Raw genomic sequence first — 19,947 nt, 5'->3', positions numbered from 1 at the left:
GAATATAGTTGAAGGGTGAAGCATATGCAGGTAATTCGGGTCCTTATAAAAATGGCGATTCTTTGTTTATTTTATGAAGCAGGAAAATGGTGTACCGCATTCTTCCATTTACCTATACCCGGCAGCATTATCGGGATGCTATTATTATTCCTACTGTTAGTAACAGGTGTACTGAATGAACGGCTTCTGTTGGACGGTTCTGGATTCTTTCTAAGACATTTTTCCTTCTTTTTCCTGCCCTTATCTGTCAGCGCGATTGTTCTCGGGCCTTATTTTGTCAATTATGGCTGGAAACTTGTTATCATTCTCATTGTCAGCGGGGTGATTGGCTTTTTGGCCACTTCCGTTTCAGCAGAAGGGTTCATTAAATGGAAGGAGAAAAGAAAATATGACCGGTCTTTTTAATTCTCTACTTACAATAGGCATTACTCTCCTTTATTTTACGTTGGGTGTCAAGATTCACAAACGTTGGTCCAATCCGTTAACGATTCCGATTTTCTTAAGTACGATTGCGATTATTGCCTCGTTACTCACTTTAGATATATCCTATAAAAAATTTGCCCACGACACTTCATTCATCACTTATTTACTTGGCCCTGCGACAGTATCTCTTGCTTACCCCCTTTATCAACACCGACAATTGCTTTCGAGAAACTTCCAGCCGATCCTGGTGGGTATCCTGTTTGGAAGCGGCTTGTCCATGCTTGTATCCTATACCTTCAGTATGTGGTTTGGGATTCCGGATGAGTGGAACCGTTCATTGCTGATCAAGACCATTACGACACCTGTCGCAGTTGACATCGGAAGTGTAATCGGGGCGAAGATCGAGGTCATCCCCACGGTTGTCATCGTTACAGGGATGATAGGGGCCATGATCATTCCGTCTCTCCTGAAGGCGATTGGAATCAAGCACCCCATTGCCAGGGGACTCCCGTTCGGAGTCATCTCCCACGGGGTTGGTACGGCACAAGCCATCAAAGAAGGGGAAAAGGAAGGGGCCGTCAGTGGTGCCGCCATGGCGTTGACCGCTACCATCATGTCCTTTATCATTCCCGTACTCTTTCTATTGGTGTAATCATTCTCCAAGGGGGAGGCTAGTCTTAAAGAAGAAATTTGGCCTTGCCAGGAAGTGATACATATTCATAAATACAGGGGCTTTCCCTTTAAAAATGGATGAGGTTTCTGTATAGTAAGGGAAGGAAATTCAAAAAGAGAAGGAAGATATTATGATAGTCAAAACAGATGAAGATTTAAAGGCATTGAAAGAAATTGGCCGTATTGTCGCGATGATCCGCGATGAATTGCGTTCTAAAACAAACCACGGCGTAACTACGAAGGAACTTGATGATATCGCAGGGAAAATGTTTGAAGAAAACGACGCGATTTCAGGTCCTAAAGGAGAATATGACTTCCCGGGGTATACATGTATCAGTGTGAATGAAGAAGTGGCCCACGGGATTCCCGGAGAAAGAGTGATAAACGAAGGGGATCTTGTCAATATAGATGTTTCCGGATCAAAAAATGGATATTATGCCGATACAGGCATTTCATTTGTTGTCGGAATGGGGGATCCCAAGCTTAAAGATTTATGCGACGCTGCATTAAAGTCATTCCAGGCAGGACTTCAAAAGGCTAAAGCCGGTTCTAAACAAAATGGGATCGGAAAAGCTGTGAATAATGAGGCCAGGAAAAATGGTTATACGGTCATCATGAACCTGACCGGTCACGGTGTAGGTCGTTCCCTGCACGAGAAGCCGGATCATATCCTTAATTACTTCGATCCATGGGATAACGCTCTCTTGAAGGAGGGCATGGTCATCGCCTTTGAACCATTCATCTCCACCAAAGCGCAAAACGTAGTGGAAAAAGGTGACGGTTGGACATACATCACACCAGACAACAGCCTGGTCGCCCAAATCGAACACACCATCATCATCACCCAAAACGAACCCATCATCATAACAGAGTAAATTGTGAGGGACGGACCTCGATTCTTAGGAGCAGCTCCTAGGAGTCAAGGTCCGTCCCTCTCTTTGTATATGTTTTGTACAACTTTTCGTGCAATCATGATGCAAGTGGGAGATCCTGCCCTGAAAATTCTCATAGGATATCATGAAGGGTTGGGGATGCTAATATGATCAATTGCATCAAGACATTGAAATTTTTGAAATTTTACAAACAAAATGATTGTCATAGGAAAAAAGTTGGGGTAAAGTAAAGATATTGAGGTTGTACAAAATTTATACATACTAACTAAAAAATCGGAGGCACCCCCATAATGGCTGTATTATTTTCAAGAAAACCTAAGACCGAACCCGTAGTGATCCCTGAATCAAATGTCATTGTCTTAAACGATCAGAAGCTGAATGAACGGCTTCATTACATGCAGTTTCAGGAGCACCATTTACAGGAATTAAAAGAGATCCTCCCTGTCTATGAGCAAATTTCCGACACCCTGCTTGATACTGTACTTGATCATTTATACAAGCATCCAAGTTTAGTGGAGATTGCCGAGAATCATTCAAGCCGGGAGCGATTAAAGTCCGTTTTTAACGATTATTTCCGTTCTTTATTTTCAGGTGAGTTGAATGATGAGTATTTCTCAATGAGGGAACGTATGGGAAAAACCCATAATCGGAATGGGGTTACAATCGATTGGTTTATTTCGACTTACACCACCATTCAACATTTACTCATCCCAAAAATTGTAGAACTGTACCAAAACGAACCTTCTAAACTTGCATCTGTCCTTGTAGCGATTGACCATGGTATCCATTTGGATGCAAGCATCGTTTCAGAATACTATATTCAGAGCAGGATGGACGAGCTTGAAAAGCTGCATCAGGAAAACCAGGCACTGCAACTGGAAATGCTCAATATGAATACAGAACTGGGTTCATCGCTCAGTCAAACGGAACAAAGCCTGAATGAGACGGCTAAAAAAGCTGAAAGTATACGGGCAGAATCGGAAAATACCGAGAAAAGCAGCAAAAATCTTCTTCAACTTTCAAAAATGAATAAAGATCAAACGGATCACATGATAGAAAGCTTTGGTGTCATCACAGAGCAAATCAACACGCTCCTCAAGGAAATTCAGGGCGTTAAGAACATAGCAGAACAAATCACACCTCTCTCCAACTCAATCCAGCAAATAGCTGAGCAGACGAATCTTCTGGCATTGAATGCATCCATTGAAGCAGCACGGGCAGGAAATGAGGGCAGGGGATTTGCAGTCGTTGCATCGGAGGTACGAAAGCTTGCTGAAGATTCCAAAGAACTCAGCACGTCCATTCATCAATTGGTGAATGAAAGCAATAAGCAAATCGGAGTTGTCTCAAATCGCGTTCGCAACATGACCGACCTGACCGAAAACTCACGCAAGGAAATTGGGAATGTTCAAAGCGGAATCATGACGGTCCAGATGGAGATGGAAAACTATATGGATATGTTTAAACGAAATCAATCAGAATTAAATCATATCGTAGAAGCAATCAAGAAGATCAATCATACAACTGATGAGTTGGTTCAATTTGCTTCTACCATCATTCAGAAAATAAATAAATAGAAAGAAAAGGGAAACCGGATTCAACCGGTTTCCCTTTTCTTTCCCCGCTATACGATTTTGGTTTTCCCGCATTCCTGGCACTTACGATAAAACTTCCCATCCAGTACCCTTGATTTGAAAATATTATTTCCGCACTCACAGCGACCACTATGCTCGTCGGGATCATCTTTATAAAGGACTACAATCTCTTCTTGGTTTTCCATTCCAATATTCCTCCAGTACAAACCATTCTTCTTTCTATAGTATAGAGGGAACAGACAAGCTTGTTAAGGAAAAATCGTCACGATTCGCTAATAAATGCGTTTCTTTCAATAATTTTCTGACGCTAAGTGGCCGTGTCTGTCCAAAATTCCTTTTAATCAATAACGGATCCTCCAACACTATTAAATCCATAAATATCCTTTATATCTATATTATTCTAACGTTTTTACCATAGTATTCCTCTACATGATAGTTTATACAGGAAATCGCTTTCTATTACAGTAGTGAAATATTCTTGACGCACGATGTTAAAGTTCCTGTTATTGAATTGAGATTTTACTATGTTAGTATTTTCCCTGTTAGCAAAAATAAATAAACCGCTAGCTACATAAGGAGGAATTTTTCTATGAAACTAAAAAAATCGATTATTTCTGTGGCTGCATTTACAACACTTGCAGTATCTGGTGGAGCTAGCGCTTCAGCACAAGACATAGAAGTAAAAAAAGGCGACACTTTATGGGGACTTGCAAAAGAATACGGAACAACCGTTGATCAACTCATGACATGGAACAACCTGGGTTCATCCATCATTTATCCTGATCAGGAATTACAGGTTTCTTCAAAGGAATACTATACAGTGAAAAAAGGTGACACTCTTTGGGGAATTTCATCCCTATATGGCATTTCAGTAGACAGCTTAAAAGGGTGGAACGCACTTGAAAGTGACCTGATTGTCCCTGGACAAGAATTAGTCATCAACTTAGACGATAAAGCACCTTCAGCTGCTGCAAATACTTCTGAGAAGGCAGAAGCGCCTGCTCCGGAACCAAAAGCAGAAGTAGCTCCAGAAGCTGAAGCACCTGCAGCGGAAACAGCGGAAGCAAAACCAGCACAAGCTGAACCTGCTACAGAAGATAAGGCAGTAAAAGAACTAACAGTAGAAGCAACTGCCTATACGGCCGATTGTGCAGGTTGTTCAGGTACAACAGCAACCGGTGTGAACCTTAAAGAAAATCCGGATGCGAAAGTGATTGCAGTAGATCCTAATGTCATCCCACTTGGATCTAAAGTATATGTTGAAGGCTATGGCTATGCTACTGCAGAAGACACTGGCGGAGCGATCAAAGGAAATCGAATTGATGTTTTCATTCCATCAAAGGATCAAGCCGTTGATTTTGGAAGAAAAACAGTAAATGTAAAAATTCTTGAAACAAACTAATAGATGACAAACCACCGGGACATGTCCCGGTGGTTTTTTTCATTTATTTCCGCATGGGGCTTCACTAACATTCCTTCTATTATATTTCTTCTCACAGAAACACCTCTGATTCCAACATTTATTCCCTCTACATGAAATAAGTAGGGAAATGGCTGCCGTTTTCTTCGGAATAGTAGAAATATTACACGCTTGTCATCCAATTGTTATTGGTTTATAAACAGTTTGTTATGTTTCTGAGGTAAGTCTATGTTACTATTTCAACTGTTGGTCTAAGGACCAAACACAAAAGGAGGAATATGACAAGATGAAAAAAGGTTTATTTTCCATTTTTTCCTTCGCAGTTTTTCTTTCATTCGGACTTGCCTCTGCTTCTGCAGAGAGTAATGATACTGCTATCAATGATTATCATAATATAGAAGAAGGCGATATCCTTTGGGAAATCGCTAACCGATATCATGTTTCCGTCGACGAGGTCGGCACGCGCAAACAATTGTTAGAAGAAGGGTATTCTGTGAATGATGATTCTGAAGACGGGCAAGCAGTAAAGGCTGCAAAGACCCCGAATCAAGAGAAAGATAATGTCGTGAAAGAATTAGATATCACAGCAACCGCTTATACCGCTCATTGTGAAGGGTGTATCGGTATAACAAAGACAGGCGTGGATTTGATTCAGAATCCCGATGAGAGAGTCATTGCTGTTGATCCAAGCGTCATTCCACTCGGTTCCAAAGTATATATTGAAGGATACGGTTATGCCCGTGCAGAAGATACCGGTGGAGCGATCAAAGGGAACCGCATCGATATCTATATGGAAAAAGAAAAAGATGCCCTGCAATATGGCGTAAGAGACGTGAAAGTCCAAATCATCAAAGAGTAACGAACAAAAGGACGCTGATCAGCGTCCTTTTGTTTATTGATTCTCTTTTCCTTCATGCTTTACTTGAGTCCTTTTTTGGCGGAGGGAGCGACGGATTTCAATTCGACTTCCTCTCCCATCTGCTGTTGTGCCAATTTTTTTGCTGCTTCATGCTGTGTTCGCTTGTTATTATTTTTCATTGGATTTCCTCCTCACATTGTTTCTCTTATTTGTTCCACTAAGAGAGGGGTTTCACCACACTAAATTCATGTCAAAATTACCAATTCATTCTTTTCGATATCCGGCCCTGATTGTGTTCCCTTTCGCTATACACCATCCTATATAGCAATAAACTCTCACCAATCATAACAATGAACATTATTTATACAGCGTTTTCATTTCCAATCAAACGGGGTTTAATATTATTGATAAATAGACGGAAAGCCATCTAAATGAAAGGGAATGAAAACGAAAAAAAGACAAATACTAATAAAAATATTGATGGTTTTCACTTGCAAAGTTAAACTTCTTTCTGATACGGTAACAAATGTTGGTTTTATAAGAGAGTGACAAGGGAATAGGTAATAAGTAATCTTTCCCTCATCCTCAGAATGCACATTTTCCCATTTGCATTAACTTGGACTCTTCGATGAGGGGTCTAGTACAGTAGGTGTACATACGATTTCAAAAACACCTCGAACCCCACTGTAGTTCCCTTCATTAAGAAAGAGCCAAAACAAAAACCTAAATAAGGAAAGGAGAATTTTATGAAGAGAATATCAAATGTTTTCTGGATTACCGTCATTTTGGTTGTTGCTTCCGTTGCATATGGAGCCTTCGCGCCAAAATCATTTGAAAACGTAACAGCAAAAATGCAAACATTTATCACTTCAACTTTTGGTTGGTATTATCTTATTTTAGTTACAGTGATTGTCATCTTCTGTGTGTTCTTAATCTTTAGTCCCATGGGAACGATTCGATTAGGAAAACCGGATGAAAAACCTGAGTATACAAGAGGAACATGGTTCGCCATGTTGTTTAGTGCAGGAATGGGAATTGGTTTAGTATTCTGGGGGGCAGCCGAACCGCTGTCTCACTATATGACCCCTCCGACGGCAGAAGGGGGAACCGACCAGGCGATTAAAGAATCGATGCGTTATACATTCTTTCACTGGGGGGTTCACGCATGGGGGATCTATGCGATCGTTGCTTTAGCACTTGCATACTCTAAATTCCGTAAAGACGAGCCAGGGTTAATTTCAGCGACGTTGAAACCAATCTTTGGTGATAAGATGAATGGACCACTCGGAACGATCATCGATGTGCTGGCTGTATTCGCTACGGTTGTAGGGGTAGCCACAACCCTTGGATTTGGTGCGGCACAGATTAACGGAGGATTATCTTATCTATTGGATATTCCAAACAATTTCACAGTCCAGGCGATCATCATCGGGATTGTGACAGTGCTGTTCATGATTTCTGCATGGTCCGGATTAAGTAAAGGAATTAAGTACTTATCCAATACAAATATGGTTCTTGCCGTATTACTTCTCGTATTGGTATTCTTTATTGGACCGACTTTATTAATTCTCAATATGTTTACTGACACAATCGGAGCTTATATTCAAAATATCGCTGCTATGAGCTTCAGGATCGCTCCATTAAATGAAGAGCACCGCACATGGATCAACGGCTGGACCATTTTCTACTGGGCTTGGTGGATTTCCTGGTCACCATTCGTTGGAATCTTCATCGCACGTGTTTCAAGAGGTAGAACCATCCGTGAATTCCTGATCGGGGTATTACTATTACCTGCTCTTGTCAGCTTCTTTTGGTTCGCTGTCTTTGGTACTTCCGCGATTGAAGTTCAGCAAGCCGGCGCAGCTCTTTCGGATTTAAAAACGGAAGAAGTACTGTTTGCTGTCTTTAACGGATTTGAATGGTCAACGATTCTTTCAGTCATTGCCATCACACTGATTGGAACATTCTTTATTACATCTGCTGACTCGGCTACATTCGTGTTAGGGATGCAAACGACTTATGGTTCGTTAACCCCGCCAAACTATGTGAAATTAACTTGGGGACTGGCACAGTCTACCGTTGCATTAATTTTACTATATAGCGGTGGGTTACAGGCTTTACAGAATGCATTGATTGTCGCAGCATTGCCGTTCTCGGTGATCATGGCACTCATGATGGTTTCTCTGTACAAGTCACTGAATAAGGAGAAAAAAGAACTTGGCTTATACATCAAACCTAAGCCAAGAAAGACAAAAGAACCTAAAGAACATATGTAAACGACTTAATAGCGCCTGGAAACTTCCAGGCGCTTTATTTATGTCCTGATAAGGTTCACCTAGACATTTTACTCATTTTTCCTTCCAGTAATTTATTAAAAAGCCTTTATTCATGCATACTTCAAGCCGTTTACAGAACATTGATAAAAAGTGGTGGATGATTTTAATTAACCTACATTTTGTCCACTACATACATTAATATCGTAGTAAGATAACTGGAGGTGACTGATGATGTATGGATATGGATACCCTGGATACGGCTACGGTGGTGGCTGCGGTGGCGGCTATGCTGGTGGATTTGCGTTAATCGTAGTTCTGTTCATCCTATTAATTATCGTTGGAGCAGCGTTTGTTTGTTAACAATAAATAGATAATGGATAGATGCCCCTTAGCTGCAGAGAGCCTTCTGCTTAGGGGCATCTTTTTTTATACATAAATGGATTGTCATAAATGAATTCTCATATTAGAATACAAGGAGCAGCTATAACCTTGTAAAGGATCGACTTCAATGACAAAAAAACCGGCCAGAAAAAAGCAGTCCAGCAAAAGAAAGCAATCATCACTCTTTAGAATCCTGCTCATCCCCATTATCATTTTAGCTATTTATTATGTCCTCCATTATGATGACCCTTCATTTAACCTCTCATCCCTCGGAAAAGATGAGATACCTTCTGAGTATATCCCCATCTATAAGGCAGCTGAAGAGGAATATGGGGTACCCTGGTATCTTCTGGCCGCCCACCACAGGGTTGAAACGAAATTCTCGACCATGAAGTCCCTCGTCTCTCCAGCGGGGGCAGAGGGCCACATGCAGTTTATGCCCTGTACCTTTGTAGGCTGGTCCCACCCAAGTTGCTCTGGACTTGGTAAAGGGGATATCCCTCCAGATCAAAAAACGGACCCTGCCGTCATTGAAAAATATGGCGGATACGGCGTGGATGCAAACGGGGATGGTAAAGCCGATCCTTTTCAGATGGAGGATGCCATATTCAGTGCAGCCAACTATCTCGCTCATAACGGAGCTGCTGAAGGAAAGATCGAACAAGCTGTATTTGCATATAACCATAGCGAACAATATGTTGAAGATGTCCTGTATTATGCGGACCGATTCGTGGAAGAGGACGAGGATAATACAGGGCATCCAATGTAATGGATGACTCATCAGAAAGAATCATTTCTTTGAAATGGTTCTTTTTTTGAATTCCTATACACTCCTTCAATAAATTGTTATGATAAAGGTCTTGAATTTTTATCGGATGACAAAGGTGATTTAAAATGAAGATAACAGACATGATAGAAGAGTGGAAATCTGCTTTGGATATGGAGATCCTGCAGTTAAAAAAACGGGAAACGAATGGGATCCTCATCGATGAAGGAAGATGCATCCGTAAAGAAGAAGGTGCCTATATTTATTGGTTCACCCTTCACTATCCCGCTTCCCTGCCTGAAGGGGGAAGCGTCATGTATAAACGGAAGCATTCTTCAACCCAGGGCGTCGTGATTAATTCAGAGGAACGGGAATGCATCATAGAGCTCGATCAGTTCCTCGGGGATACAGTATCATACGGACAGATTCTTCACGAGCCCTGGGATATCCTTGAGAAGCTGATGGAACGGTTGGATGAAGCAAGGGAACGACACGGGAAAACCCAGCGAATCCAGAAGGTGATGTTTCCGGAGAATGCTCAAAGGCAGCCAGCAGCCGAATACAAGACCCCATTGCATGAAGCTTATGTCAGAAGTAAATATAATCCTGTTACGTATCTGTGGGGACCGCCTGGAACAGGCAAGACGTATACCCTGGCAAGAGTGGCGGCTTATCATTATTCAGAAGGGAAGAGAGTGCTGCTTCTATCCCATAGTAATGCAGCAGTGGATGTATTAATAGAAGAAATGCATCATTTTCTAAGCAACCATGACCGTTGGACCCCCGGAGAGGTGATCCGGTACGGTACAAGTAGGAAAACCTATAGGGACGATGTGACGGATTTAAGCGCTCTTCAATTACTGGAACAACAGGATCCGACTCTTTCCGAGGAAAAAGGGAAGGTAGAAAAATACAGGAGAAGGTTAAAGAACAAACTGTCGAAAACCTATTCTTCTTATGATTCAGAGAGGTTGTCCCATCTTGAGGTCCACTATCAAAAAATCAAAGAAACGTTCAAGCGAAGGGAAGGAGAGTTGGTTTCGGAGGCCAAGGTGATCGGAACCACCCTCTCAAAGGCGGCCATTGACCGACTTCTGTATGAAGAGGAATTCGATTTAGTGATTGTGGATGAGGCAAGCATGGCCTATATACCTCAAGTGGCATTCGCTGCATCCCTGGGAAAGAAAATCATCATTTGTGGCGATTTCAAACAACTTCCACCCATCTCAACTTCCTTTCATCCCCTGGCAGCCAAGTGGCTGAAGGAAGACATCTTTCATGCAGCCGGAGTGGCAGGAGCCGTCGGGAAAGGACTGACTCACCCGCATCTCTTATTACTCCCGGAACAAAGGAGAATGCACCCAAGCATTTCGGCATTCACCAATCGATATATTTATCAGTCAAGGGTGGGGGATCATCATTCGGTCAAAACGATTCGGGAGAACATCACCAATAAGAAACCTTTCCCGTCACATGGAGCGGTCCTATTTTCCCTGACAGAAGGGACGGAGTGGGCAGAAACTCAAAAAGGATCGCGATGGAATCTGTTGTCAAGCTTAGTCACGATCCAGCTGACGCTTCAGTCCATACGGGATGGGTTACTTTCTGTTGGGATTGTGACACCGTACCGTGCCCAGGCCAAATGGTATAATCTCTTACTAGATGAGCTGGTAAAGAGTATTGCCCCTTCAGCCGACCTCTACGCCGCCACGGTTCATGGTTTTCAAGGGTCGGAAAATGATATGATTCTATTCGATTTAGTCGACGGGGAATCCCACGGCAGTCCGGGTACGTTGATTACCCGGAAAGGCAGCGAAAGACTGATCAACGTAGCCGTCACCCGCGCCAAGGGGAAATTCATTTTAGTGGGGAATGATGGATTCATTCAGGAAAAGACTCATCCTTCTAAACCTGTGCATCAATTCATTTCTCACCTTCAGAAGGAAACGCATAACGAAACGAGCGCCTCACTCGTGCCAACTTCCACAAAGAAAATGAAGTGGTTCAGAACACATGACCATCATAAGCTTGGTAAAGATATGGCAGCTGCAAAAACAGAAATCATAGTGAATGTCCAGGATTTAAGGGGAATTCCAAACGATATGATGCGTGCCTTACAAATGGCAGCAAAGGATAAAGAGGTGACGATTTTCACTCGAACAGGCAGTGGTATACATTTGTCTTCAAGCGTCAAAATAAAAAAATCCACCACCCAGATACCATTCATCGCATTCGATGAAAAAGTAATCTGGTTCAATTCTTTTACAAAGGTATCGAATCGATTTCCGTTCCAGGTGAGAATCTTATCCAAAAAAATAACCCGCCAGTTCTTCAAAATGATTGAAGAATAAAAAACGGGGATCCATTTGAGCTGCTTTCTTCCTCGAATGGATCCCCGTTTTCTTATTTTTCTACCGTTATACTCCACGTTCGCTGTGGTCGGACATGTCCAATGATACTCGCAGAGATGGAGTGGCGCTGAAGTTCTTCTACATATTTTTGTCCTTCGGAACGAGGCAGGCTGACAAGTAAACCTCCGGAAGTGATGGCATCAGAGAGGATCCATCGTTCTTCCTGGGTAAGGCCTGCTTCATAGTGCACCATGTCTTGAAGCCAAGTGGCGTTCGCTTTTGATCCCCCGGGAATGACTCCCTGATCTGCTAATTCCTTCGTCCCTTCTAAAAGCGGGATGGAGGAATAAGAGAATTCAATTGATACGTTACTGCCTTTCGCCATTTCATATGCATGCCCCATTAACCCAAACCCTGTCACATCGGTCACGGCATTAGGATGAAATTTCCGCAGCAATTCTGCAGCCGTTTTATTCAGCATGCTCATCACCTCGATGACAGACGCTTCCTGGGAGGGAGTCACAACCTTTCGCTTGATACCAGTTGTCAGGATTCCAACACCCAATGGCTTTGTCAATACAATGACGTCTCCTTCTTGGGCACCTGTATTGGTCCAATATTTTTTCGGATGAACGATTCCTGTCACGCTCAGGCCGAATTTAGGCTCTTGATCGTCAATGGAATGTCCTCCCACGGTTACGGCACCGGCTTCGATCACTTTGCTTTGTGCCCCTTTAAGGATAGCCGCAAGCATCTCGCTTCCAAGCTTCTTAATGGGGAAGCCTACAATGTTTAAAACGGTTTTCGGCGTTCCACCCATCGCATACACATCACTTAAAGCATTTGCTGCTGCAATTTGACCAAATTGGTAAGGGTCGTCCACAATCGGAGTGAAATAATCAACCGTTTGAACCATAGCGAGGTCATCTGTCAGCTGAAAGATGCCGCCGTCATCGGATGATTCATTCCCTACTAATAATTCTTTCGTAAATGGTTGAGGAGGTAGTTGACGCAAAACTTGCGTCAAGTCACTAGGACTAAGTTTACAGCCTCAGCCAGCTTTTGAAGAAAGTTCTGTTAAGCGGATGATCTCTTCCTTGCTCATTCTATTCACCTCTTTATGTATGAATAAATTCATTGTACAGGATAAAAATACAATTGAGCAAAGGTGAAGTAGAGAGAAATGGAAAAGATGGAGAGGACTGAATATTTGCACAAGTATTCCCCCTATAATAAAATGAACATACACGTGGAAGTGATCTTGGAAGGAGGCTGATTTTGATGAACGTTGTGAAAATGACGATTGAATTCTGTATGATGTGAAACTATGCACCTAAAGCCGCGAGTTTCGCGGAACAGTTATTCAACCATTTCAGATCCGATATCAAGGAACTGACGTTAGTACCGTCTTCCGGAGGGGCATTCGAGATTACAGTAGACGGTAAAAAGATTTACTCCAAACTCGATACAGGCGTTTTTCCTGATATCAACGAGACCATTTCAATCATTGAGTCGCAGTAAAGCACATAGAAAAAGTCATCAGCACGGGCTGATGACCTTTTCTTCTATTTAAAGAATGACGGTTATTCACTCGACAATCCCTGAACTCGAATCACGATGGATGAGGGGGTGGAACATGCCTTTTTAGGCACATTGATTTCGATTGTATGATGCTCTATGGAATAGGTAATGGCCCGTTGTTTTAAGCAGAAAGGAAAACGAATGGATCGTTTTCTGATTTTACTTTCGTCTTTCAGCATGATCAATACCAGCAATTGCGTATCCTTTTTTTTAATAATCAATTCTTCGGGACAAATATTTTCTGTCTCGATCTCCACTATGAACGATTCCGTCGTATCAAGAAAATCCACACGGAATTCTTGTTCATCCAACTGAACCGTAGCAGGATCCAATAACCAATCCTTCATACTCTCCTCCCATTTCTCTAGATAGAAATCCTCCTTATCCTTACTCATTTACACCTGACCCCCAACAACTCTTTTACATATAGTATTCTTTCTACTATAAATGGTGAGGGTGTTATAATCAGGGAAAAGAAAGAAGGGGCAAAAGTCATGAACCATCTTGTCAGACACATTCCATCCATACACGAATTGAAGCAGACCAAACAATTCCATACTTTCCTCGATCATCACAACCTTTCGACGGAAAGAGGGACGGACCTCTTGAAAAAGGTGATCTCGATTTGCAGGACGAGCATCCTGAATGAAGAGTGGAAGGGACCTCATCCATCTTCAACAGATTTCATTGATGAGGTATTTGGCCAAACTGAAGCTTTGGCACGCAAATCTCATTCCCTGTCCCTCAGGAGGATCATAAATGCAACAGGAACCATCTTACATACGAACCTGGGGCGGGCACGGCTAGGTCAGGAAACGATGAACCATGTCATGACTGCATCTTGTCATTTCAGCAATCTGGAATATGACATCGATGAAGGTGTCAGGGGTTCGAGGCATAGTCATGCAGAGAGGCTCATTTGTGAATTGACCGGGGCGGAAGCAGCCATGGTTGTCAATAATAATGCAGCAGCTGTTTTTCTTATCTTTACTGCTCTTGCCAAGCAAAAAGAAGTGATTGTTTCAAGGGGAGAATTGGTGGAGATCGGCGGATCATTTCGGATCTCTTCTATCATGGAAGAAAGCGGCGCTCTCCTTCATGAGGTAGGCACAACAAACAAGACCCATTTAAAAGACTATGACGAAGCGGTGAACGATGAAACTAGAATGATCATGAAGGTTCATCAAAGTAATTTTGTCATGAAAGGGTTTACTGCTTCTGTACAGACGGGAGAACTCGCTGAATTATCCCGCATGCATTCCAATGTCCATTATTATGAAGATTTAGGAAGCGGTGCTCTTTACGATTTCACCCGACTGGGAATTGGAGATGAGCCTATGGTTAAGTCAGTGCTTGATAAAGGGGCAGACATCGTCTCATTCAGCGGAGACAAATTATTAGGGGGACCTCAGGCCGGAATCATTGCAGGACAAAAGGGTTTGATCGATAAATTAAAGAAGCATCAGCTTGCCCGCGTCCTCAGGGTAGATAAGATGACACTGGCCGCTCTGGAAATGACTCTATTACAATACATAAAGGGGGAGGAACAAGAGAAGAATCCAACCATCAGAGCCATCACCCGGCCCAAAGAAGAAATCCTGCATCAGTCCCGGAAGTTCGTGGAGGATGTACAGGGACTCGGGAGCGGTTACACCTCATCCATCATTGAAGGACAAAGTCAGATCGGGGGAGGAACGATGCCGGATGTGGAATTAGACACGTACATTGTCACTGTCTCCCACGCTTTTGATTCATCACAGCTTATTCATGAAAAGTTCAGAAGGGGGAATCCTTCCATTCTTACAAGGATCCAGGACGGTGTCACACTCTTTGATCTCCGGACCGTTTCCATGGACGAGCAGATGGAAATCCTCCACGCTTTAAAGACCATACAAGGAACAGACTGAAAGGGAGTGCAGGCATAAAGCGCCGGCACTCCCTGTATCATCTCTTACATATCGTGGTTACTATTATTTTTCTGACGGGTATGATTACGGTTCTTCACTTTATGTGAACCACTTAACGGCTCCGGCTGTCCTGATTGTTTCGGAGCATTCTTACGCATATCTTTGCCATCATTTTTGTTCATGTATCATCCCTCCTACTCTTTAGGATGCTAAGTTGATGATCCGTTTATTCACGCGTATAGGTTCCTGATGTTTTGGTTAAACTAAAGAAGCTAATTTATGAATAAGGAGAGATCATCAATGCCTTACAATAAAAATAAACAACAAGCCTTCCAGGCTGCCGAGCAAAGCGTGACGGAAGTACAGCATACCATCAACGAACTGGTACTGGATGGAGCAAGCTACGGCTCTCAATTGGCCCATCTCAAAAATGAGGTAAATGAGGCTTATCAACAAATTGAAAATGCACTTGAAGTCGCTTCGGATACTCAACGGGCACAACTTCAACAATTCAAATCCGACTTGTCATCCATTGTGAATGAAGTGAATGAACAATAAAAGGATCAACCTTTTGGTTCCGCCAAATTAAAACCCACCCTGCGAATGATAAGGGTGGGTTTTATATTTGAACGAAGAGGGTAGGGGAAGATAGATGAAAATAGTTCCAAGGGAGGGAGGGTGACCATATCTACAAATTTTTTGCAGAACGTTGATCGCCACCCTTTTATTTTTTACTGATTGGTTTTTCTTTTTTTATTGAACTGACGTTGTGCTGCAGTCAATGGTTCATTCGAATATTCTTCATTGTAACCGGCACCTTGGCCTTGTCCTTTTGCTGCATTCATTCCATTCATGACATGGTTTGCTTTACGTTTTGCCAATGTAGAACACCTCCATAAGGATAGAATGCCACCATCTGTGACCATCTATAATAGGGAATCGCTAACAGATTCATTTTTTTAAAATAATGTTTTAGACGAGCTGACACGATTTGACAAGGCCAGAAATGTTGTTATACCAATATTTTTCTAGAAACCTTAAGGAGTTTAATCATTTAGATAAGTAAAACTTATCAAAAACAATAACTTTATTGTTATTTACTTATGTAATCGCTTGTATTAAGATGTAAATGTGAGAAAAGTTCGTTTAAAACGAAAACTTTTCGACTTATTGTTTGATGCAGTTTAGAGGGGGAATCGAAATGGCAAAGAACGATGTATTTAATGCACGATCTTCTTTCGAACTAGAAGGAAAACGTTATCATTATTATCGTTTAAAAGCGCTTGAAGAAGCAGGAGTAACAAAAATTAACCGCTTACCTTACAGTGTGAAGGTACTCTTGGAAAGTGTCCTTCGTCAATTTGACGGACGTGTCATTAACAAAGACCATGTTGAAAATCTGGCAAACTGGGGATCAACTGAAGTAAAGGATGCAGAAGTTCCTTTCAAACCTTCACGTGTTATCCTTCAGGATTTCACCGGTGTTCCGGCTGTAGTTGATTTAGCGTCTCTACGTAAAGCAATGGCAGATATCGGTGGAGATCCACAAAAGATCAATCCTGAAATCCCTGTAGATTTGGTAATCGACCACTCAGTACAGGTTGATAAATATGGTACGGCTAACGCACTGCAGGCCAATATGGACCTTGAATTTGAACGAAACGCTGAGCGTTACCAGTTCCTTAGCTGGGCTCAAAAAGCATTTGAAAACTATCGTGCTGTCCCGCCGGCAACAGGTATCGTTCACCAGGTAAACTTAGAATATCTAGCCAATGTTGTTCACGCTGTTGAAACTACTGAAGGCGATTTTGAAACATACCCTGATACATTGGTTGGTACTGACTCTCATACAACCATGATCAACGGTATCGGTGTACTTGGATGGGGCGTTGGCGGTATTGAAGCGGAAGCTGGAATGCTTGGTCAGCCTTCATACTTCCCAATCCCTGAAGTTATCGGGGTCAAAATGACTGGTGAGCTTCCTAATGGAGCAACCGCTACAGACTTAGCCCTTAAAGTGACACAAGTACTGCGTCAAAAAGGGGTAGTAGGGAAATTTGTCGAGTACTTCGGTACAGGTGTAGCAACTCTTCCACTTGCCGACCGTGCAACGATTGCCAACATGGCTCCTGAATACGGTGCGACTTGCGGCTTCTTCCCGGTTGATTCAGAATCATTGGATTATCTGCGTCTGACTGGCCGTGACGAAACACATATCAAAATGGTTGAAGAATACTTAAAGAAAAATGAGATGTTCTTCACTCCTGAAAAAGAAGAACCAACGTACACAGATGTAGTGGAAATCGATCTTTCAGCAGTGGAACCAAATCTTTCAGGACCAAAACGTCCACAGGATTTAATTCCTCTTTCTGATATGAAAGAAGCTTTCCATAAGTCCATCACGGCTAAAGAAGGCGTTCAAGGCTTTGGTCTGGATGCATCTGAAATCAACAAGACGGCTAAATATACAACAGAAGATGGTAAAGATGTCGAGATGCCGACTGGTGCGATCGGAATCGCTGCGATCACATCTTGTACAAACACATCAAATCCATATGTTATGTTAGGTGCCGGTTTAGTTGCGAAAAAAGCAGTGGAACTTGGAATGAATGTTCCTGATTACGTCAAAACATCTCTAGCACCAGGTTCTAAAGTTGTAACTGGTTACTTGAGAGATTCAGGACTTTTATCTTATCTTGAAGATATCGGATTCAACCTTGTCGGATATGGTTGTACGACTTGTATCGGTAACTCCGGTCCACTTCGCCCTGAAATCGAAAAGGCTGTATCGGATGCTGATCTATTGTTAACGTCCGTCCTGTCAGGTAACCGTAACTTTGAAGGGCGTATCCATCCACTTGTGAAAGCAAACTACCTTGCTTCACCACCACTCGTAGTTGCTTATGCACTTGCAGGTACTGTGGACATCGATCTTCAAAAAGATTCTTTAGGTAAGGACAAAGATGGAAATGACGTGTTCTTCAAAGATATCTGGCCTTCACAGGATGAAGTGAAGGATGCTGTGAAATCAACCGTTACTCCTGAATTATTCCGTAGAGAATATGAGCATGTTTTCTCTGAAAACGAGCGCTGGAATGAAATCAAGACAAGTAACGAACCACTTTACAGCTTTGATGAAAATTCGACTTACATCCAAAATCCAACGTTCTTTACAGGGCTTGCGACGACGCCTGAAGACATTCAAGGCTTGAACGGACTTCGCGTTGTCGGTAAATTTGGAGATTCAGTCACGACGGACCATATTTCACCAGCAGGTGCAATCGGTAAAGATACACCAGCAGGTAAATACCTTCGTGCAAATAATGTAGAGCCACGTGACTTCAACTCGTACGGTTCCCGTCGCGGTAACCATGAAGTGATGATGCGCGGTACATTTGCAAATATCCGTATCCGTAACCAAATCGCTCCTGGCACAGAAGGTGGATTCACCACTTACTGGCCGGAAGATGAAGTGATGCCGATGTATGATGCATGCATGAAGTATCAACAAGATGGAACTGGATTAGTTGTTCTTGCAGGAAAAGATTACGGTATGGGATCTTCTCGTGACTGGGCAGCAAAAGGGACGAATCTACTTGGTATCAAGACTGTCATCGCTGAGAGCTATGAGCGTATTCACCGTTCGAACCTTGTGATGATGGGAGTTCTTCCACTTCAATTCAAGAAGGGTGACAGCGCTGAGTCATTAGGATTGACGGGTAGAGAAACGATTTCCGTAAATGTAACAAACGATGTAAAACCTCGTGATATCCTAACGGTGACAGCTGTGGCTGAAGACGGTTCTAAGACTGAATTCGAAGTACTTGCACGTTTTGATTCCGATGTAGAAGTAGACTACTACCGTCATGGCGGTATCCTACAAATGGTTCTTCGTAATAAATTACAAGCATAATACATGCTGAAAGCCCCGGGGAAATCCCCGGGGCTTTTTCTCATTTCCTCGTAAAGAAGTGCAAAAAATATATGACTAAAGGGAGACAAGCCTACATATGATGATAGTAAAATCATTTACATGAGAGGAGAGCACTCCTTTGAAATCCGTATTTGGCGTTTTACTTGTCACCTTATTATTCTTCTCATTCTATATTGAGAATAAATCCGACCCCGCATCCTTTTCGAAAAGCGCGTTTCAACAAGCTGATGAATACAACCAATTGATCGATATAGAAGAAGGGGAGGTTTCTGAAACTACTCCAGTGGAAAATGTACCGGGACCGAATGTAGGGGACCGGGCCATTGATTTTAAGCTGGATACCCTGGATGGCAAATCCATTACCTTATCTGAACTGAAGGGAAAGAAAGTGATTGTGAACTTCTGGGCTACGTGGTGCCCTCCCTGCAAAGAAGAAATGCCTGTCATGCAGGAATTTTATACGAAATACGGGAAAGATGTTGAAGTCCTTGCTATCAATATCGATCCACAATATAACGTCAAGGAATACCAGAAATCACTGGGACTCTCATTTCCGATCCTGCTGGACACCGATGACAAAATCAATAATGCTTATGACATCCTGACCGTCCCCACCACGTTCATCATCAACGAACAAGGCATCATCACCCACAAACAAATCGGAGCAATCACCAATATACATTCCCTCACAGCATTGATTAAGTGAGGGACGGACCTGAAAAGAGAGCCCTAACCTTATGATTGCGCGAACAGAAGGGACGGACCTCAAATAAATGGGAACCACTTATCTCAGGCCAGTCCCAAATCAAACCCCACTATCAATTGTGTCCTTTGTTTAAAATATCTGACATTTGGATATACTATTTATACAAACCACAATAGAGAGCGA

The 19,947-nt window shown here is 42.5% G+C and carries 19 protein-coding genes and 2 pseudogenes; 16 read left to right on the top strand and 5 right to left on the bottom strand.

Annotated features, from left to right (window positions below; all coding sequences use genetic code 11):
* The first annotated feature begins 24 nt into the window (after nucleotides 1–24).
* From ATG71_RS15495 to ATG71_RS24100, 5 genes and pseudogenes are all read left to right on the top strand, one after another.
* On the top strand, nucleotides 25–405 hold the full coding sequence (locus ATG71_RS15495; RefSeq protein ID WP_098440351.1) for a CidA/LrgA family protein: 381 nt from the start codon (nucleotides 25–27) through the stop codon (nucleotides 403–405).
* On the top strand, nucleotides 389–1,075 hold the full coding sequence (locus ATG71_RS15490) for an LrgB family protein (protein ID WP_098440350.1): 687 nt from the start codon (nucleotides 389–391) through the stop codon (nucleotides 1,073–1,075). The genes ATG71_RS15495 and ATG71_RS15490 overlap by 17 nt, the downstream gene beginning before the upstream one ends.
* Nucleotides 1,076–1,226: 151 nt before the next feature.
* Nucleotides 1,227–1,970 (top strand): type I methionyl aminopeptidase, encoded by a 744-nt coding sequence (map, locus tag ATG71_RS15485; RefSeq protein ID WP_098440349.1) that lies wholly within the window; start codon nucleotides 1,227–1,229, stop codon nucleotides 1,968–1,970.
* Nucleotides 1,971–2,278: 308 nt separating this feature from the next.
* A pseudogene (locus ATG71_RS24105) lies at nucleotides 2,279–2,803 on the top strand (protoglobin domain-containing protein); the annotation flags it as partial.
* A 15-nt stretch (nucleotides 2,804–2,818) separates the two neighbouring features.
* On the top strand, nucleotides 2,819–3,565 hold the full coding sequence (locus tag ATG71_RS24100; protein ID WP_483295342.1) for a methyl-accepting chemotaxis protein: 747 nt from the start codon (nucleotides 2,819–2,821) through the stop codon (nucleotides 3,563–3,565).
* Between the two features lie 47 nt (nucleotides 3,566–3,612).
* Here ATG71_RS24100 and ATG71_RS23440 read toward each other — a convergent pair whose 3' ends face one another.
* Nucleotides 3,613–3,768, bottom strand: coding sequence for a DUF8096 family protein (locus ATG71_RS23440; protein WP_098440347.1), 156 nt, complete (start codon nucleotides 3,766–3,768; stop codon nucleotides 3,613–3,615).
* 404 nt (nucleotides 3,769–4,172) lie between these two features.
* Between ATG71_RS23440 and ATG71_RS15470 the strand changes: the two genes are divergently transcribed.
* The 6 genes from ATG71_RS15470 (at nucleotide 4,173) to ATG71_RS15445 (ending at nucleotide 11,636) form a co-directional block, all read left to right on the top strand.
* The gene (locus tag ATG71_RS15470) at nucleotides 4,173–4,985 is read left to right on the top strand and encodes a 3D domain-containing protein (RefSeq protein WP_098440346.1); all 813 of its coding nucleotides are present in this window, start codon (nucleotides 4,173–4,175) and stop codon (nucleotides 4,983–4,985) included.
* A gap of 304 nt (nucleotides 4,986–5,289) precedes the next feature.
* Nucleotides 5,290–5,862, top strand: coding sequence for a 3D domain-containing protein (locus ATG71_RS15465; RefSeq protein ID WP_098440345.1), 573 nt, complete (start codon nucleotides 5,290–5,292; stop codon nucleotides 5,860–5,862).
* Between the two features lie 746 nt (nucleotides 5,863–6,608).
* Entirely contained in the window at nucleotides 6,609–8,138 is a 1,530-nt protein-coding gene (locus ATG71_RS15460) for a glycine betaine uptake BCCT transporter (RefSeq protein WP_098440344.1), read from the top strand.
* Nucleotides 8,139–8,369: 231 nt separating this feature from the next.
* A complete protein-coding gene (locus tag ATG71_RS15455) occupies nucleotides 8,370–8,498 on the top strand; it encodes a YjcZ family sporulation protein (protein ID WP_098441861.1) in 129 nt (42 codons plus the stop codon).
* A gap of 148 nt (nucleotides 8,499–8,646) precedes the next feature.
* Nucleotides 8,647–9,288: a lytic transglycosylase domain-containing protein gene (locus ATG71_RS15450; RefSeq protein ID WP_098440343.1), complete on the top strand. Its 642-nt coding sequence runs from the start codon at nucleotides 8,647–8,649 to the stop codon at nucleotides 9,286–9,288.
* A 125-nt stretch (nucleotides 9,289–9,413) separates the two neighbouring features.
* A complete protein-coding gene (locus ATG71_RS15445; protein WP_098440342.1) occupies nucleotides 9,414–11,636 on the top strand; it encodes an AAA domain-containing protein in 2,223 nt (740 codons plus the stop codon).
* Nucleotides 11,637–11,688: 52 nt separating this feature from the next.
* On the opposite strand, the gene selD is transcribed toward ATG71_RS15445, so the two are convergent.
* Nucleotides 11,689–12,741, bottom strand: a complete 1,053-nt coding sequence (gene selD, locus ATG71_RS15440) for a selenide, water dikinase SelD (protein WP_098440341.1) — start codon at nucleotides 12,739–12,741, stop codon at nucleotides 11,689–11,691.
* Nucleotides 12,742–12,971: 230 nt separating this feature from the next.
* Here selD and ATG71_RS24015 point away from each other — a divergent pair.
* A pseudogene (locus ATG71_RS24015) lies at nucleotides 12,972–13,157 on the top strand (Rdx family protein); the annotation flags it as partial.
* Nucleotides 13,158–13,219: 62 nt separating this feature from the next.
* Here ATG71_RS24015 and ATG71_RS15430 read toward each other — a convergent pair.
* On the bottom strand, nucleotides 13,220–13,612 hold the full coding sequence (locus ATG71_RS15430; protein ID WP_061809248.1) for an Hsp20/alpha crystallin family protein: 393 nt from the start codon (nucleotides 13,610–13,612) through the stop codon (nucleotides 13,220–13,222).
* Between the two features lie 99 nt (nucleotides 13,613–13,711).
* Between ATG71_RS15430 and selA the strand changes: the two genes are divergently transcribed.
* A complete protein-coding gene (gene selA / locus ATG71_RS15425) occupies nucleotides 13,712–15,124 on the top strand; it encodes an L-seryl-tRNA(Sec) selenium transferase (protein WP_098440340.1) in 1,413 nt (470 codons plus the stop codon).
* 44 nt (nucleotides 15,125–15,168) lie between these two features.
* Here the strand turns inward: selA and ATG71_RS15420 are convergent, their stop codons facing one another.
* Nucleotides 15,169–15,306: a small acid-soluble spore protein P gene (locus ATG71_RS15420; protein ID WP_034759304.1), complete on the bottom strand. Its 138-nt coding sequence runs from the start codon at nucleotides 15,304–15,306 to the stop codon at nucleotides 15,169–15,171.
* Between the two features lie 118 nt (nucleotides 15,307–15,424).
* Between ATG71_RS15420 and ATG71_RS15415 the strand changes: the two genes are divergently transcribed.
* A complete protein-coding gene (locus ATG71_RS15415) occupies nucleotides 15,425–15,682 on the top strand; it encodes a hypothetical protein (protein ID WP_034759302.1) in 258 nt (85 codons plus the stop codon).
* Nucleotides 15,683–15,855: 173 nt separating this feature from the next.
* Here ATG71_RS15415 and sspO read toward each other — a convergent pair whose 3' ends face one another.
* Nucleotides 15,856–16,005: a small acid-soluble spore protein O gene (sspO, locus tag ATG71_RS15410; protein ID WP_098440339.1), complete on the bottom strand. Its 150-nt coding sequence runs from the start codon at nucleotides 16,003–16,005 to the stop codon at nucleotides 15,856–15,858.
* A gap of 320 nt (nucleotides 16,006–16,325) precedes the next feature.
* On the opposite strand from sspO, the gene acnA reads away from it, so the two are divergent.
* A complete protein-coding gene (gene acnA / locus ATG71_RS15405) occupies nucleotides 16,326–19,037 on the top strand; it encodes an aconitate hydratase AcnA (protein ID WP_098440338.1) in 2,712 nt (903 codons plus the stop codon).
* 139 nt (nucleotides 19,038–19,176) lie between these two features.
* Nucleotides 19,177–19,764 (top strand): peroxiredoxin family protein, encoded by a 588-nt coding sequence (locus ATG71_RS15400; protein WP_098440337.1) that lies wholly within the window; start codon nucleotides 19,177–19,179, stop codon nucleotides 19,762–19,764.
* Nucleotides 19,765–19,947: the final 183 nt, after the last annotated feature.

It is taken from the genome of Bacillus sp. es.034, assembly GCF_002563655.1.
GTDB lineage: Bacteria > Bacillota > Bacilli > Bacillales > Bacillaceae_B > Rossellomorea.
This window is presented reverse-complemented; position numbering and strand designations above follow the sequence as displayed.